10 protein-coding genes are annotated in these 16,235 nt (G+C 42.6%); 1 reads left to right on the forward strand and 9 read right to left on the reverse strand.

Annotation, left to right across the window (positions count from 1 at the left end; translation table 11 throughout):
* Nucleotides 1-6: 6 nt before the first annotated feature.
* A complete protein-coding gene (locus DRB05_RS18580; protein WP_128728243.1) occupies nucleotides 7-2,190 on the reverse strand; it encodes a DNA internalization-related competence protein ComEC/Rec2 in 2,184 nt (727 codons plus the stop codon).
* A gap of 42 nt (nucleotides 2,191-2,232) precedes the next feature.
* Between DRB05_RS18580 and DRB05_RS18585 the strand changes: the two genes are divergently transcribed.
* On the forward strand, nucleotides 2,233-2,742 hold the full coding sequence (locus DRB05_RS18585; RefSeq protein WP_128728244.1) for a DUF2062 domain-containing protein: 510 nt from the start codon (nucleotides 2,233-2,235) through the stop codon (nucleotides 2,740-2,742).
* A gap of 105 nt (nucleotides 2,743-2,847) precedes the next feature.
* On the opposite strand, the gene DRB05_RS18590 is transcribed toward DRB05_RS18585, so the two are convergent.
* The 8 genes from DRB05_RS18590 to DRB05_RS18625 form a co-directional block, all read right to left on the reverse strand.
* Nucleotides 2,848-4,572 carry a DUF3466 family protein gene (locus tag DRB05_RS18590; RefSeq protein WP_128728245.1) on the reverse strand — a complete coding sequence of 575 codons (1,725 nt, stop codon included), beginning with the start codon at nucleotides 4,570-4,572 and terminating at the stop codon, nucleotides 2,848-2,850.
* 8 nt (nucleotides 4,573-4,580) lie between these two features.
* On the reverse strand, nucleotides 4,581-6,497 hold the full coding sequence (locus DRB05_RS18595; protein ID WP_128728246.1) for an ABC transporter ATP-binding protein: 1,917 nt from the start codon (nucleotides 6,495-6,497) through the stop codon (nucleotides 4,581-4,583).
* A 1-nt stretch (nucleotide 6,498) separates the two neighbouring features.
* The gene (locus DRB05_RS18600) at nucleotides 6,499-6,729 is read right to left on the reverse strand and encodes a glutaredoxin family protein (RefSeq protein ID WP_045989052.1); all 231 of its coding nucleotides are present in this window, start codon (nucleotides 6,727-6,729) and stop codon (nucleotides 6,499-6,501) included.
* On the reverse strand, nucleotides 6,722-8,833 hold the full coding sequence (gene rlmKL / locus DRB05_RS18605; protein WP_128728247.1) for a bifunctional 23S rRNA (guanine(2069)-N(7))-methyltransferase RlmK/23S rRNA (guanine(2445)-N(2))-methyltransferase RlmL: 2,112 nt from the start codon (nucleotides 8,831-8,833) through the stop codon (nucleotides 6,722-6,724). The genes DRB05_RS18600 and rlmKL overlap by 8 nt, the downstream gene beginning before the upstream one ends.
* A 92-nt stretch (nucleotides 8,834-8,925) precedes the next feature.
* Nucleotides 8,926-9,309, reverse strand: a complete 384-nt coding sequence (locus DRB05_RS18610) for a zf-TFIIB domain-containing protein (protein ID WP_128728248.1) — start codon at nucleotides 9,307-9,309, stop codon at nucleotides 8,926-8,928.
* Nucleotides 9,310-9,399: 90 nt separating this feature from the next.
* Entirely contained in the window at nucleotides 9,400-9,927 is a 528-nt protein-coding gene (locus DRB05_RS18615) for a cell division protein ZapC domain-containing protein (protein ID WP_128728249.1), read from the reverse strand.
* 121 nt (nucleotides 9,928-10,048) lie between these two features.
* The gene (gene pyrD / locus DRB05_RS18620) at nucleotides 10,049-11,059 is read right to left on the reverse strand and encodes a quinone-dependent dihydroorotate dehydrogenase (protein ID WP_128728250.1); all 1,011 of its coding nucleotides are present in this window, start codon (nucleotides 11,057-11,059) and stop codon (nucleotides 10,049-10,051) included.
* 137 nt (nucleotides 11,060-11,196) lie between these two features.
* Entirely contained in the window at nucleotides 11,197-16,035 is a 4,839-nt protein-coding gene (locus DRB05_RS18625; RefSeq protein WP_128728251.1) for an NAD-glutamate dehydrogenase, read from the reverse strand.
* Nucleotides 16,036-16,235 lie beyond the last annotated feature (200 nt).

Genomic DNA, 16,235 nt, shown 5'->3' on the forward strand with positions numbered 1-16,235 from the left:
AATGGATTATCTGAGAAACCAGTAATTTTCCACTTCTCGAGCTCGTTCAACTGTGATTTCTTGAGCAAAAATTGAGATCTTTATATGGCCATCTAAGGCGGTATCCAATAGCGTGCTCCCTACTCTTTGGTATCTTTCAATCACGTTCTCATTGGGAATTTTCCAAGGCGAATAAAAGGCACGAGAAAATATCGCAATATCCGGGTCAACTGCTTGAATAAACTGCTCGCTTGAAGAGCTGCCACTACCATGGTGTGGAACCAGTAAAATGTCGGCTTTGAGTGCTTCTTTTTCTAGAGTAAGTAACTTAGCTTCAATGACTTTCTCAATATCTCCTGGTAATAAAAGCGTAAACTGCCCATCAGAGATACGAACCACACAAGAGTTATTGTTGTCATTGTTCGACATTTCTTGAGGCCAGATCACAGATACCTCTAGTCCTTGAAATTGATGCATTCCTAGCACACAACTATCAGCAGCACTTGCTGGGTGAAAACGCTGTAACGACTTCCCGCCATCAAAAGCAATGAGGTCGTCAACGCCACCATTATGGTCACCATCGTTATGACTAATGATGGTATCTTGCAGCGTAATTCGATTATTTAAAAGATAGGGTTTGATCACAAACTCGAACATCGAAAAATAACCAAAATACTTAGCCCCCACATCATAGAGCAGCCCTTTGTTATCACGAGAAACTAACACTGCCGTTCCGTGACCTACATCAAAGATATCGATTTGCCATAGCGGAGAAGCTCGAAATTGATACTGAACGAGGAAAAGTAAGACAGGTAATAAACCGAGATAATCTCTGAATAAAAACAGCAGCACAGCACTTAAGTAGCTGGTTATGAGAAACACGGACGAAACGCTGGGTATATCTACCCAAGTTAGCGGAGCGCTCTGCAACAACTCAAAAAGAACCACTAAACCATTATCAACTAAGTGAAGTGGAAGTTGCCAACCAATAGCGTGCAACGCAGTAACATGAAGCAGTAGTAGCGGAAATACAACCACAGAAATCAACGGGATCACAATGATGTTCGCAACCAGTGAGATAATACTCGCACCGGAAAAGAAATATAGGTTAAGTGGCAACAGGCAGATAAATAACGCAAGCTGCAACTTAATTAACGCAAGCAGTTTTACACCTATACCTCGACCAACTTTTGTCACTAACGTTACGATGATAGCAACCGCAAAAAAGGAATAATATAAACCAGGATTAAGTAGCGAAAACGGGTCTACCGCCAAGACGATTGTCAACGCAACCGTTAACACTTGAAGCGCTTTAAGTCGCACAGCAAAGAGGTAACAGGCAACCCATACCATTGCCATGATCACAGCTCGTGTCGCCGATACACTGTAGCCGCAGAGAATGACGTATCCAAAACACAATAATAACGCAAAAACTAAACACCACTGATGCAAGTTGGCTGCCTGGGAGATTATTACCGGGATACAATACAGCACGACTTTTATCAGCAAAAACGCGATGGCAAATACCATCCCGATATGAAGCCCTGAAATCGCTAACAAATGGCTCAAACCTAGACTTCTAAATTGTGTTTTGTTTTCAAAGTCGACTTTGCTTGTATCGCCGGTTAACAAAATATAATACAGCCAAGCATAACTGAGCCCGTTTAGCTTTTTATCTATGAATAAGCGGTAGTTATTTCGCCACGTAGTGTCCTTCACTACCAAATTGATTGTTTTGATGCTGCCCTTAAAATACATGTGCTTTCTAAACGCATGCAATTCAGCGTTAAAAAGTCCGATATTAACTCGGCTACGATAACGCTTAAGTTTTACCGTAAACTCAATGTGGTCACCAACTGTCAATATAGGCGTTGACGCGTCACGATAAAGCTTTGCATTTACCGTCCGCCAACGCGCAAACTGATAATCGTCAACTTGTTCAAGTTTTACCTTTAACGCTTCACCTATCACAGAATTATCAACCTCAAGAACTTTACCCGAAGCAGTAACAAGCTGCGATTGCCACATTTCTGGTATTTTTAGCTGATAAAAAACAAAGTAATGGCTAAGAACAATGGAAATCCCTAAAATAAACCCTGCCAATATAGGACAAAAAAGCTTAGAATAGCGGCCCATGAAGTAGAGGAATATGCTTATTGCGGCTAATCGCCAATTGTCGAGAAGAAATACCGCACTGAAGCAACCCAGCATTATTCCAAAACATATCAGAATCCAAGTAGATGGCAGCTGCAAATGGCGAAAAAAACGATTCAACGCTTTTTACCTGATCATAATAAAATCAAACAACAGAAATCATTAAAAATCTTTGGTAAGTTATTGCATGATGCCAATCTCTGGCATTTGAACCGGCGCTCAGCGCGCGGTGCATTTTCGGTGGGGTTATTTTTCGCATTCATCCCTGTTCCTTTTCAAATGGTGCTGGCAGCAGCACTCGCGATTCCATTTCGCGTTAACTTGCCTTTGTCTATTGCACTCGTGTGGATCACTAACCCACTCACAATGCCGCCTATATTTTATTGCTCATACTTAGTCGGTGTATTTGCTCTTGGCCAAGAACAACAACCATTCCATTTTGAAGCGAGTTGGGAATGGCTTGCACAAAGTTTAACAACGATTGGGCCAGCATTTATCGTCGGCTCTTTGATCTGCGCAACATTTGCCGCCATTGTCGGCTTTTTCGGTATCGATTACCTGTGGCGACGCTCAGTAAACAAAGCGTGGCAAAGTCGCGGCCAAGACTAGTACCAGTATAGTTAAGATTTTTATCGGTTGAATTAAATATCGAATTGAATTTTTTCAGACACAAAAAAAGCCCTTAAGGGCTTTTTTTGTGTCTAAATTTGTACTTTAGATTTTACGACGTCTTCTCAGCGCCACTAGTGGTAACGCAAGTAAGCTAAGCCAAGACCAGCTTGCAGATTGGCGCTCATACGTCTCCGCTTCAGGTGGTGTACAGCTTTCTGGTTCACCCGAAATTGGCGTAAGTAAAACTGGCAAACTCACCGATTCATACTCTATCTCACCTTTACTGTCCTTTTCAATTCCACCCAAGGTATTGCGTCGTTCAACTGTTTTAGTCGCGACAGCGTAAATCTTGTTATCATCGGTGATTTTTACAGCTTCTGCGATAGTGTAAGGGAAAGAATCGCTCTTACAAGGAAGAAGTGAGTTTATATTAACTAGTTTTTCTGCACCAATTTCATATAAAAACGCCTCGCGACGGCGGTTAGAGCCACTCTTTTCAATAACACCTTGACCTACAACAAACCCGTTATTATTGATGTCGTTTACCGCAGTTGCTGAACTCTCAAAGTATGCAGGCATCTCTTTAAATTCTGATGTTGTTGTATCAAAATAAAAGCCAGTTGAGTCATATTCTCTTGAACCATTCGATGACCGACCAAACACACCAACAATAATCCCATTATCATTTACATCAACCGCTTGGCTATACTCGATAAAGCTCTCAACTTCTTTGATGCGCTTGATTTCACCATCTTTATAATAAACAGCCTGTCCATATGGCAATAAATCATCATTACTTTGACGACGCGCTCGGGACTCACCAACCGTTAAGCCGTTCGCATTAGTTGCCACAGCCAAACTTGAATAAGCAATTTCACTGTCTTCATCTGGCGTGAATCCCAAACCAAGATCGGTTGCGCTGACTAAGTTAAAATCGTTATCAAACGTCCACTTATACGCTCGAGTATGATATGGCGAGGTCAACCTTTGAATACACACATCAACTGGCTCATCTACACCGTCACAACTGTCTTCTATATTTTCTATTGCTCTTTGCGATAACGACGTCGAGCTTTGTCCCACAACAATATAGCCGCCATCTGCAGTTTGTTTGATATCAGTGGCAATAGAAAAGCCGCCGTATTCTGTAAAGGCAGGCTCTAATCTAATTTTCTCTCCAGCTGGTGTAACTAAAATACCTTTATTGCGCCAATCACGTACAAAGTAGGTTTCTTCTTCTGTTTCACCCTCAGGAGTAAAAGTTATCTTTTTAAAAGGTGCTGAGCCCCAACCGACTATTGTCCCGTCTTCTGCGATGCTCGTAAGATAGTTAGTAACCGAGCGAGTAAGTCCTTCGTAATCAGGAGACTGTTCATCAAACACCACAAACTCTTCTGCGGTATTGTTGTCATATGTCAAAGAAATTGCTCTTTCAACTCTTTGATACTCTTGGCTAACTACTCTACTTGAACTCATAACATAAGACAGCATAAATGCATGAGCTTGAGCATTCGTATTAGCTGCATCATTGTTTTGAATATCTTCTAGTGTGAAGGTGATTTCTTCTTCGATCAGCTCATACTGCTTTTTAGTACTGTCGTAATAATTTTTTAGTGTTGAATCATCGAAGTCGATATACGATACATCAATCTTTACACCAAATAAGTTGGAAGCGTGACCAATCACATCTCCAGCTTCATTGGCATCCGACACGTAGCTATATTTGCTATTATCATGTCTTGGTAATTCAGTTAACTGATAGGTGGCAGCGGCCGCCTGTTGTGAAAGGGCTACGACGACACTCGCGGCTAAAAGTTTAAATTTCATTTTAATCCTTACTGCTGATTCTGTAATGCTTCTAGTTCTTCCCAGCGTTCAAACGCGGCTTCCAGCTTCGACTCTAGCTCAGTCAAATGGTTCAATGCCTTGTGGGTCGTTTCTTGATCTTGTTTAAAGAAGTCTGGATCGCTGACCAGTGCTTGTTGTTTGTTCACTGCCTCTTCAAGTTCCTCTACTTTACTGGGCAATGACTCTAATTCAAGTTTTAATTTGTAACTCAGTTTATTTGAACGAGCAGGCGCAGCTGCTTTTTTAATCTCGGCTTGTTGCTGTTTTTCTTGATGAACCTTTTGCGCTTCTTTCTTTTGCTGCTCACGTCTTTGTTGATACAGCTCAAAGTCACTATAACCGCCAACGATTTCTGTCACCAAGCCTTCGCCTTCGAACGCCCAAACACTGCCACAGGTATTATCGATAAACTCACGATCGTGGCTAACGACCAACACCGTACCTTGATATTGATTTAAGATTTCTTCAAGTAGCTCAAGCGTCTCAATATCCAAGTCATTGGTCGGTTCGTCCAGCACAATAATATTTGAAGGCTTAAGGAAAAGCTTTGCAAGCAATAAACGGTTTTTTTCACCGCCTGATAACGCCTTTACAGGGGTTCGGGCTCGCGCAGGCGGAAATAAAAAGTCTTGCAGATAGCCAAGCACATGACGCGAGCGGCCGCCCATCATTACTTCTTGCTTGCCTTCTGCGACATTATCCTGCACGGTTGCTTCTTCATCCAATTTTTCTCGGTATTGGTCGAAGTACGCAACTTCTAGATTCACACCTTGTTTTACACTACCCGCATCAGGTTTAATATCACCAAAAAGCATTTTTAATAGCGTGGTTTTACCAGCTCCGTTAGGACCGACCAAGCCAATACGGTCGCCACGCATCACCAGCGTTGAAAAGTCCTTCACAATGCATTTTTCTTGGAATGCTTTGTCTAAATGTTTCGCTTCAAAGACCAGCTTACCGGAACGATCCGCCGTCTCGATGTTAAAGTCTGTCTTACCTTGCTGCTCGATGCGTTGCTTGCGCTCAACACGGAGCGCTTTTAGTGCTCGCACACGCCCTTCGTTACGGGTTCGACGGGCCTTGATCCCCTGCCTTATCCAAGTTTCTTCTTCGGCAAGCTTTTTATCAAACAAGGCATTCTGTTGCTCTTCCACTTTTAAATCATGGGCTTTTTGCTCTAGATATTGCGCATAGTCCCCTGGGTATGAAACCAACTTGCCACGGTCTAAATCTAAAATTCGGGTTGCCATTGCGCGAATAAAGGCACGGTCGTGAGAGATAAACACGATCCCCCCTTTAAACTCTTTCAGGAATTGCTCAAGCCAGATAACACTTTGCATATCAAGGTGGTTGGTCGGCTCGTCGAGTAGCAACAAGTCTGGGTCGCTCACCAACGCTTTGGCCAGCGCGACTTTGCGTAGCCAGCCACCGGAGAGCTCTTCTAGGCGCATATTCGCATCTAATTGCAACTGGCTAAGCACTTGCTTGATCCTTGACTCAAAACGCCATGCATCTTCGCTTTCCAATCGCTGAGTCAGGCGCTCAAGCGAGGTCATCAATTTATCTGACTGGCTGGTTTGTAGTTTTTCACTGACTTCATGAAATTCAATGAGTAGCTCAGCAACATCAGGTAAACCGTTCGCAACATAATCAAAAACCGACCCATTTGCACCCTTTGGTGGGTCTTGTTCTAGCCTTGAAACCTTTAATCCACCAACACGGTTGATTTCACCATCATCAAGTTGAACTTGATCATCAAGTACTTTCAGTAACGTTGATTTACCGGCTCCATTTCGGCCCACAATACAAACGCGCTCACCTGATTCAATAACGGCATCAGCTTGGTCAAGTATAGGGTGTGAACCAAAAGCCAGTTGGGCTTTAGCAATTCGAATGAGATCCATATTAGTCTATAAATTCTTGTAGTTGTTGTTGAGTAAAAGGCCAGCCAAGTTCCTGACCTGTCTCGCCTTTTTTAATCACTGGAATTCTATATTGATATTCCGTCATCGTCTCTTCACTATCAACGATATCGACTAGTTCAATTTCGGCCTCAGGCAAAAATTGAATTAACATCGCCAATGCTTCTTCACAAAGATGACAACCATCGGTGTGGAATAAGGTACATTTAATCATGACGGATCAACCAGCTGTTGTGAATTTGCTTGTTACGTTTAAAATCCAAAGACAAGGTTTGTGATGAGTATTCCTCAGCGGTTAGGCCAAGTGCAGCAAGTCCCATTTCATCGATTTTAAATCCGCGTTTGTTATTAGAAAACAGCAGTACACCGTTCGGTGCTAATATCTTCTTTACCCAACCAAATAGTTTTAAATGATCTCTTTGTACGTCAAATGCGTCAGACATACGTTTAGAGTTAGAGAATGTTGGTGGGTCTAAGAATATCAAGTCATATTGACCAACGGCTCTTTCAAGCCATTTTAAGCAATCCGCTTGCTCAAATCTGAAACGTGGGTTCTTCAAACCATTTAGCTCAAAGTTTTCTTCAGCCCACTTTAAATAGGTCTTTGACATATCTACTGTGGTAACAGACTTAGCGCCGCCAACTGCAGCGTGCACAGAAGCACTACCTGTGTATGCAAATAGATTCAACACACGTTTATCTTTCGAATGTTGCTGAATAAACTTGCGGGCTAAACGGTGGTCAAGGAATAGACCCGTATCAAGATAATCAAATAGGTTAACCTTAAACTTAGCACCGTACTCTTCTACTATCTCAGTGCGGTTTTGCTTGTCCAGGGCTTTGTATTGTTCTTGACCTTTTTGGCGCTTTCTTACTTTTACCGCGATGTTTAACGGGTCGATATTCAACTGCTCGGCGGTAAGTGTGATCACGTCTTGCAAACGTTTTTGCGCAACGCTATCGTCAATTTCTTTTGGCGCTTTGTATTCAAAGATGACTGCGTTGTCGTTATATACATCAACCGCAACATTGTACTCTGGGATATCCGCGTCATAAACACGATACGCATTAATGTCTTCTTTTTTCAGCCAAGATTTTAAGCCTTGCAGGTTTTTCTTCAAACGGTTGCCAAACGCAGTCGAGCCTTCAAAATTAAGACCACTGCTTTGTTTATTTTGCTGTACCTGCATTTCATTCATTTCATACAAGTTAAGCAGCACGTCGAGCGGACCATTTTTGAATTTATAAGACTTTTTACGCGCTAGTTTTAGCACTTTTAATAGACTTTCTTCACTCGCGAGTAACGCCAAATTCCAGTCTTTATAGTGCTTTTTAAAGGCGATCCCCATATTGCGATATAGCGTAATAATTTCAGCCATACCACCTAGACGTTCACCATAAGGCAAGTTGCTCAGCACAGTGCCGGGACGTTTAGCTGCAAGGCTAAGCTGATTGGCATCTTCAAACTTAAACTTAATATGTGACTCAACGCCTGCGCGCTTGGCATTGCGCTCGGCAATTGACAGCACACGCTCATCGATATCACTACCGATCAGCCATAAGCTCTTTTGCTCTGGTTGTACCTTTAATTGTGCTTTAAGCTCAGTGAACTTACTTTCACGAAAACTCGGCAGGCGTTTAAAGGCAAAGTCTTTATTTAGGTTAGTAGGTAAGCCAAGTGCCATAGAAGCTGCTTCAATCAATAACGTGCCAGAACCACAGCAGGGATCAAAAAGTGGCTTATTAGTATCTTCAAGCCAGCCGCTACGTTTAACCAGCGCTGCCGCTAAATGTTCACGAATTGGCGCTTTACCTTGTTTGTCACGATAACCTCTATCAGATAAGCGAGGTCCCGAAAAATCGATATATAGCGCACAGCCTTGCTTAGATAATTTCGCTATGATGCGAATATCCGGTGTCTGTTTGTCAACATCTGGACGTTGTTCAAACAGGTCATTGAAATAGTCAACGATCCCATCCTTAACCACCAGACCAGAGAATTGCGTATTTTTAAGCGCATTATTCGTACCATTAAACTCTACTGCAAAGGTCTGCTTTGGACTAAACCAATCTTGCCATGCCTGAAAACGAACAAACTTGTAGAGAGAATCTTTGTCATTCACTTCTGGTTTGTCATCGATAAGCAACATCACGCGCGTTGCAAATCGTGTCATCATACAGAACTTTTGTACGTCTAGATTAGCACCTGTGAACTTAACTGAACCAACGGTTTGCTTATTTATTTCAAAACCAAACTCGGTTAATTCTTCAACCAGTAACTGCTCTACACCAATAGATGTCAATGCGATAAATTGCAATTTGAATACCCTTAAATTTCAACTGGGCGCAGTATAACACACAAGTTATCGTTAGTTATTAGTTGAGCTTAGTTGTATGGGGATAAATTACGTTAAAAATTTAGCAAGTTCAGAAAGTCTAACTTATCTAGCGCGCTTATGTCCGAACTCTTGCTTTCGTAATTTTGTAGTAAGTTATGGAGCTCCCCTTTTTCAAACCACACGCCACCACAGCACCCGCACTCACTAAAACTGGCTTCAAAGAGCGTATAGCCTTTAAGTGTATGACCATCATCAGGGCATAATTGTAAAACGTCGCGCTCAACCAACGACCGCTTTGCAATAAAATCGGTATAACTAAAGTGATAAGTATGTTTAATGGAATCAATAAATTTGCGCGGCAGCCAAATGGCACCGCATGACTGACATTGATAACCGCAATGTCCTTCAGCGTCGGCATAAGTAAGTTTTAATGTTTTATCGCAGATGCAGCGCATTCTGTTCTCTAGACTAGCAAACAACTCAAATTAGGTACAGATTAATACAGGAAATAATTGCTGGTCAATAAAACGATGGGATGAACTTGGCTATGCGCTTTGATGTACCCGTTGTGTTAACACCAGCGGCGCTAACCGATCGTTCAGTACTTTTATCGCTTGAAATTGTTCAAGCTCTATTCCCTCATCAAGCATAAATTGCTCGTTCAGGCTTAAGCAAAGACTTGATTGACCATCATGCTCGATAATTAGAAACTCGCCGCGGCTTAACTTGGAATTTAAACACACAACCGCCTCACTCACAGGTTCACCACCAAAATACGGCTTAAAAAACCAGCTTTTTGCTTGCATCGGTTGCAGATGAAACTTTGCCGCAGTGGCATTTAAAGCGATTTGGCAGCATCTGGGCTCGTTCCAAACACCAAAACCGCAAAGGTAGGAAAATACACTCTGATAAAATTCAGCTTCGCTGAGACTAAAATTAGGATTAACGGTTGAGTCTTCAGTAAGGTGGCGCAAACGAAAAGGCGTGCAAAGCTGAAGCTCATCACCCAAATCAATCAACAACCTGTTCCTTTCTGTGCAGCGGATCCATTGCCACTCTTTTGAAGCTTGCAAAACTCCTCTCCCACCAACCAATTAGCTCAACTAGTAAGTGGGAGTATAACGCGAAAAACGCAATGATGAAATTTTTTATAATAACGTTTTGTTTTGGATCATTTGGTTATATGACCGATCCTTATAAGGACGAAACGATCTTTTTAACAAGCGCAGGCCCTTCGTAAATAAAGCCTGTGTAGACTTGTACTAAATCAGCACCAGCTGAAAATTTCTCTTTTGCAGATTCAGCACTGTCAATGCCACCTACACCTATGATTGGTAGCTTACCGTCAGTAATACGCTTCAATTCGCTGACTACATGCGTCGATTTTTCACGAACAGGTCTACCAGACAAACCACCTGCTTCATTACCGTACTCTAGATTTGCTACCGCATCTCGGGCTAATGTTGTGTTAGTTGCAATAACACCGTCGATACGGTTATTAACTAATGATTCTGCGATCTGGGTTAACTGAACACCATCGACATCTGGTGCGATCTTTACCAACATAGGCACTGACTTGTTATGCTTGGCGATCAGATCCATCTGTTCATTTTTCAGGCTTTGTAATAGATCGTCCAGCGCTTCGCCATATTGTAGATCTCTCAGACCCGGTGTATTTGGTGAAGAGATATTCACTGTGATATATGAGGCATGTTCAAATACTTTTCTCATACAGTGAATGTAGTCATCTTTACCTTGTTCATTCGGTGTATCTTTATTTTTACCAATGTTGATCCCAAGGATCCCATCGTATTTTGCTGCTTTTACATTGTTGACTAGGTAATCAACGCCCTTGTTATTGAATCCCATACGATTAATAATCGCATTTGCTTCAGGTAGACGAAAGATCCGAGGCTTGTCGTTGCCCGCTTGTGGTCTCGGCGTGACAGTTCCAACTTCAATGAAGCCAAAACCCATTTGTGCGAATGCTTCAATACACTCAGCATTTTTATCAAGACCGGCGGCCAACCCGACTGGATTTTTAAACTCTAAACCTAGAAAATTAACAGGTTTGTCTTGAACTGATTGAGACCATGCAAGGCTCATTGGCGTATTTGCAAAGCGACGAAGATTGCCTAAGGCAAAATCGTGTGCCCACTCCGCATCTTTGTTAAACATAAAACGACGCGCAAGATCGTAAAACATGGTAGCTCCTCAGTATTGGTAACGTAATCGACTTAGCTAAAATCACCCTTTTGTGACTTTAGCTAAATGGATTATGCCAATGGCATTAGACAAAAAAATACCCCAGTCAAAGCTGGGGTATTGTAGCGATTTCTGGATTATTTGGAAGTATCGCAGTTGTGGCTTAGTAACATTAGCTCACGAAGTGCAACTGAGAACTTAGCAAAGTCATGACTTTGCGACGTCTTAAACTCAGTTAACATTTGCTGCCAACGGTGTAGTAAGCCTGCTTGCTTATCCATCCACTGCTCAATCTGTTCATTGATATCACTGTCATCACCAGCAAAGCTGTTTAATACAACCTCTGACAATGAACGCTGTTGCCAATCAAGCTCCTCACGATATGAAGCACGAGCAAGCGCCTGCCAATGGTTTGCAACAGGTTGAGCCGTGATTTGGTCAAGGAACCAATGTAGACCCATGTTTGCACCGAGCGTGAAGTAGGTATTAGACACAACACCGATCTTACGACCTGAGTTATGTGCCACTTCCGCTAGGTCCATGACCGAGAACAAGCTTGAAAGTGACACAATACGCAGTGCAATCTCAGCTGGTACACCTTGAGATTCAAGGTCGCGCGCTTTATCAACGATCTGCTCGCTTTCATTTGCAACCATGTAGTTGTGTAGATTTGTACTTAAATCTTTAAATGTTGGTGCAAAGAACGCGATAGTTTGCTCGATGGTTTGAGACTTATCACGGTGGCGCAAGAACCAGCGCGTTGAACGGCGAACCGTACGACGTAATTGATATAGCATTTCCGTTTGAACTGCTGCTGGGATCTTATTATCAAGCGCAGAAATCGCTGACCACGTTTCCTTCATTTCAAAGATTGCACTTGCAATTGAGTAGCAAACCGCAATTTCTGCATCCGTTGCACCTGTCTCTTCGTGCATACGAACCATGAAGTTTAGACCCATATCGTTAACGATATTGTTTGCAAGTTTCGTTGCAATGATCTCTTTACGTAGCGGGTGATTATCCATCGCAGCATTGAAGCGCTCACGCAGCGGTGCTGGGAACGAGTTCACTAGCAACTGACGGTAGTATGGATTTTCTGAGATCTCATCAACAACTAATGTCTCTTTTAATACCATCTTAGAGTAAGAAACTAATACAGATAGCTCAGGACGTGTTAGGTCTTTACCTGCCGCCGCGCGCTCTGCTAGCTCTTCATCAGTTGGTAAGAATTCGATTGCACGATTTAACTTGCCTTCTTTTTCAAGTGCATGAATAAAGCGTACTTTTTCTTTCAGCGTTGCAGGACCTTTAGACTTAGTAATCGAAAGCGTGTGCGTTTGGCGGTAACAATCTTTCAGTACCAATTCTGATACTTCATCAGTCATTGAATACAGTAATTCGTTACGCTGCTTATTCGTCAATTCACCTTCAGCAACTAGGCCGTTAAGTAGGATCTTGATATTAACTTCATTATCCGAACAGGCAACACCACCTACGTTGTCAATAAAGTCGGTGTTAATACGACCGCCGTTTGAAGCAAACTCGATACGACCTAGCTGAGTAGCACCTAAGTTACCACCTTCACCAAAGATCTTCGCTCCAAGCTCACCACCGTTGATGCGTAGCGCGTCATTTGCACGGTCGCCTACTTCAGCATCAGTTTCAGATTTAGACTTAATGTAAGTACCGATACCACCGTTCCAAAGTAAATCAACTGGCATCTTCAACAATGCTTTGATCAACTCGTTTGGTGTCATGCTCGACTTCTTAGTGCCTATCATCTTCTTCATTTCAGCGCTTAGCGTAATTGCTTTCGCTGCACGAGAGAAAATACCACCGCCCTCGGAGATAAGATCCTTATTATAATCTTCCCAACTTGAACGTGGCAGATTAAATAGACGCTCACGCTCTACATACGAGCTTGCTGCATCTGGGTTTGGATCGATAAAGATGTGCATGTGGTTAAATGCCGCTTGTAAACGAATGTGCTTAGATAGCAGCATACCGTTACCGAATACGTCACCACCCATGTCACCAATACCAACTGCTGTAAAATCAGTTGTTTGACAATCAATGTCCATTTCACGGAAATGACGCTTAACCGATTCCCAACCGCCTTTAGCAGTAATACCCATCTTCTTATGGTCATAACCGATTGAACCACCAGAAGCGAACGCATCTCCCAACCAGAAGTTGTAAGACTCAGCGATGCCGTTTGCGATATCAGAGAAGGTAGCTGTCCCCTTATCTGCTGCAACAACTAGGTATGGGTCATCTTCGTCGTGACGTACAACATCCACTGGCGGCACAATGTCACCATGTACGATGTTATCTGTGATGTCTAGTAGACCACGGATGAAGATCTTGTAACACTCTTGGCCTTCTTTGAAGAACGCTTCACGTTCAGTGGGAAGTTGTTTACAAACAAAACCACCTTTAGAGCCCACAGGTACGATAACCGTATTCTTAACCTGCTGTGCTTTAACTAAGCCAAGTACTTCTGTGCGGAAATCTTCACGACGGTCTGACCAACGTAGGCCACCACGAGCCACTTTACCGCCACGTAAGTGAACACCTTCTACGCGTGGAGAGTATACAAAGATTTCAAACGCTGGTAATGGCAATGGCATATCTGGCACTGCACTTGGCTGGATCTTGAATGACGTGTACGACTTGTTCGTGCCGTCTGCTTCTTTTTGATAGAAGTTAGTACGCAGCGTTGCATTGATCATATCAACGTACAAACGAATGATACGGTCATCATCTAAGTTTGCTACGTTTTCAAGCTCAAGGTAGATTGCATCAATAACCTTCTGAAGTGCCTTTTCAGTGGCAACTTTCTTCGGTGCAAACTTCTTCACGAAGAGATCAACGATCATCGCTGCAATGTGCGGGTAGCGGTCAAATGTATTTTCGATGTAAGACTGCGAGAACGTCACACCAATTTGGCGCATGTATTTAGCATATGCACGTAAGATAGATGCTTCACGACCAGTTAGACCACCTAATAACACTAAACGGTTGAAACCGTCATTTTCTAGGCGGTTATTCCACACATTAGTCAATGCTGCGCGGAAACGTGCTGATACTTTCTCAAAATCAGTGATCCCTTTACTGTCAATAAGCATAGAGAAATCCATGATCCAGTTTACTTGACCATCAGTCGTCTTCACGGCGTACGGAGTTTCACCAATAACACGTAGGCCAAAGTTTTCAAGCATTGGCATCACGTCTGATAGATGAATAGGCTCTGCCTTGTGGAACAGACTCAAACGAACAAGCTGCGACGTAGCTTCTTCTTGAGGTCTGTAGAACAGCATCTCAAGTTTGTTGTCGTCATTTAGTTGCTCTAGCTTTTCGATGTCTACGACTGCTGCGCTTGGCAGCACTTGATCTTTATATGCAGACTGGAACGCATTCGTGTATTTACGGTTTAACTCGTTACCACGAGACTCGCCTGTTCTTTCAAGAAGTGCGGATTGTAGCTTGTCTTCCCAAGTACGAGCGGCTTCTACCAAGTTATTTTCGATTTCTTTCACGTTGTAATCTATGTTGTTGTCATCAACACGCACGATGTAATGCGTACGCGCTAGTGTTGATTCAGAGAAAAAGGTGGTGAACTCTACTTTGTCGCTAGACTTAAATGCACGGCCTAGCAGTTGTTGAGTTTCACGGCGTAACGCTGTGTTGTATCGCTCTCTTGGCACATAAACCATACAAGAGAAGAAACGACCATACACATCCTTACGCACAAATAGGCGACACATGTCACGCTCTTGAGTTTGCAAAACGCCCATTGCCACTTCAAGTAGCTCGCTTTCACGCGCCTGTACTAGCTCATCACGAGGATAGGTTTCAAGAATATTGAGTACCGCTTTGTATGCATGTGTGCCTTTTGCAAAGTCACATTGCTCCATGATACGGTTAATCTTACTCTTAAGTACCGGAACATCTACTGCACTGTTGTTGTAGAAACTAGATGAGAACAAGCCGATGAAACGGTCTTCACCAATCACGTTACCTTCATCATCAAAACGCTTGATACCAACATAGTCGATATACGCTGGTCTATGAACGCGTGAAAGTGAATTTGTCTTGGTTAAGATCAGCAAGTTGTTACTACGTGCTTCTTTGCGCGCAACTTCAGGCAATTCAGACAATAAACGACTGTGATCATCACCTGAGTTTTTCATCAGTCCGAGACTTGTGCCTTCAACTGGCTTCAGCTCATAGTCACCTTGAACTGGAGTCAAATCATATTGGCGGTAGCCCATAAAGGTAAAGTTGTCGCTAACCAGCCAGTCTAAAAACTCGACGGCTTCAGCAACTTCTTCTTTTGAACAACTATAATGACGGGTCGGCAGCTCTTTACTTACGCTCACCAATTTATCGCGAATTGGTAGCCAATCAGCAACCGCAACAGAAACATCATTTAAGACAGATTCAAGCTCAGCTGTAAAATCAGCGATCACCGAATCATCTGTTTGCCTGTCGATTTCGATAAAGAATACGGTCTTAGTAGACGTAGATTCTTGTTCTGCTTTTAAGTTAGAAACTGCGGTGATTGCACCAGCATCATTTCTTTGTAACTTAAGTGGAGAATGAAGTAATAGGTGAGAGACTATGTTTTTGCGATTCATCGCCATGCGCACTGAATCAACCAAAAACGGCATATCTTTAGCGATTATCTCGACAATCGTATGCGATGATTGCCATCCATCCTTTGCAACCTCAGGATTAAAAACGCGAATGACGGCATCGTCAGACTTGTTTTTATCAAGGGCATTCCAAAGGCTCAATGCTGCGCCATATAAGTCACTGTCGTTACGATGTGCCAAATCCTCTTTAGACATATTGCTGTACAAGGTTTTGGCAAACGTTTCGACAAGTGACACTTTGTCAGCATGGACTTTTTTATGGATAAGCTTGCAGACGTTATCTAGGATAACAGAAGCTGTGCCTTCATTTTGTGTCATTATGTGTTCCTTAATCTATACCACCTTTGAACGGTAGATTATTTGTACAGCCATTTATTAGCGTGGAGTCAGGTAAATTCTAACCTTTCTGACGCTAATAAACAGCCTTTTTGACGAAAACATTTCAAGCTTTTCAGCTGTTTGCTCATCTATTCACAAAAAATAGATATAAATCGCCAATACCAAATAAAAAGGAGCAC

Source organism: Pseudoalteromonas sp. A757 (assembly GCF_004103285.1).
Taxonomy (GTDB): domain Bacteria; phylum Pseudomonadota; class Gammaproteobacteria; order Enterobacterales; family Alteromonadaceae; genus Pseudoalteromonas; species Pseudoalteromonas galatheae.

Excerpts from the sequence above, each read along its gene's own strand:
- DRB05_RS18590 (WP_128728245.1), bottom strand. The coding sequence starts at position 4,572 with ATGAAATTTAAACTTTTAGCCGCGAGTGTCGTCGTAGCCCTTTCACAA.
- DRB05_RS18625 (WP_128728251.1), bottom strand. The coding sequence starts at position 16,035 with ATGACACAAAATGAAGGCACAGCTTCTGTTATCCTAGATAACGTCTGC.
- DRB05_RS18600 (WP_045989052.1), bottom strand. The coding sequence starts at position 6,729 with ATGATTAAATGTACCTTATTCCACACCGATGGTTGTCATCTTTGTGAA.
- DRB05_RS18610 (WP_128728248.1), bottom strand. The coding sequence starts at position 9,309 with ATGCGCTGCATCTGCGATAAAACATTAAAACTTACTTATGCCGACGCT.
- pyrD (WP_128728250.1), bottom strand. The coding sequence starts at position 11,059 with ATGTTTTACGATCTTGCGCGTCGTTTTATGTTTAACAAAGATGCGGAG.
- DRB05_RS18595 (WP_128728246.1), bottom strand. The coding sequence starts at position 6,497 with ATGGATCTCATTCGAATTGCTAAAGCCCAACTGGCTTTTGGTTCACAC.
- DRB05_RS18580 (WP_128728243.1), bottom strand. The coding sequence starts at position 2,190 with ATGCTGGGTTGCTTCAGTGCGGTATTTCTTCTCGACAATTGGCGATTA.
- DRB05_RS18585 (WP_128728244.1), top strand. The coding sequence starts at position 2,233 with ATGGCGAAAAAAACGATTCAACGCTTTTTACCTGATCATAATAAAATC.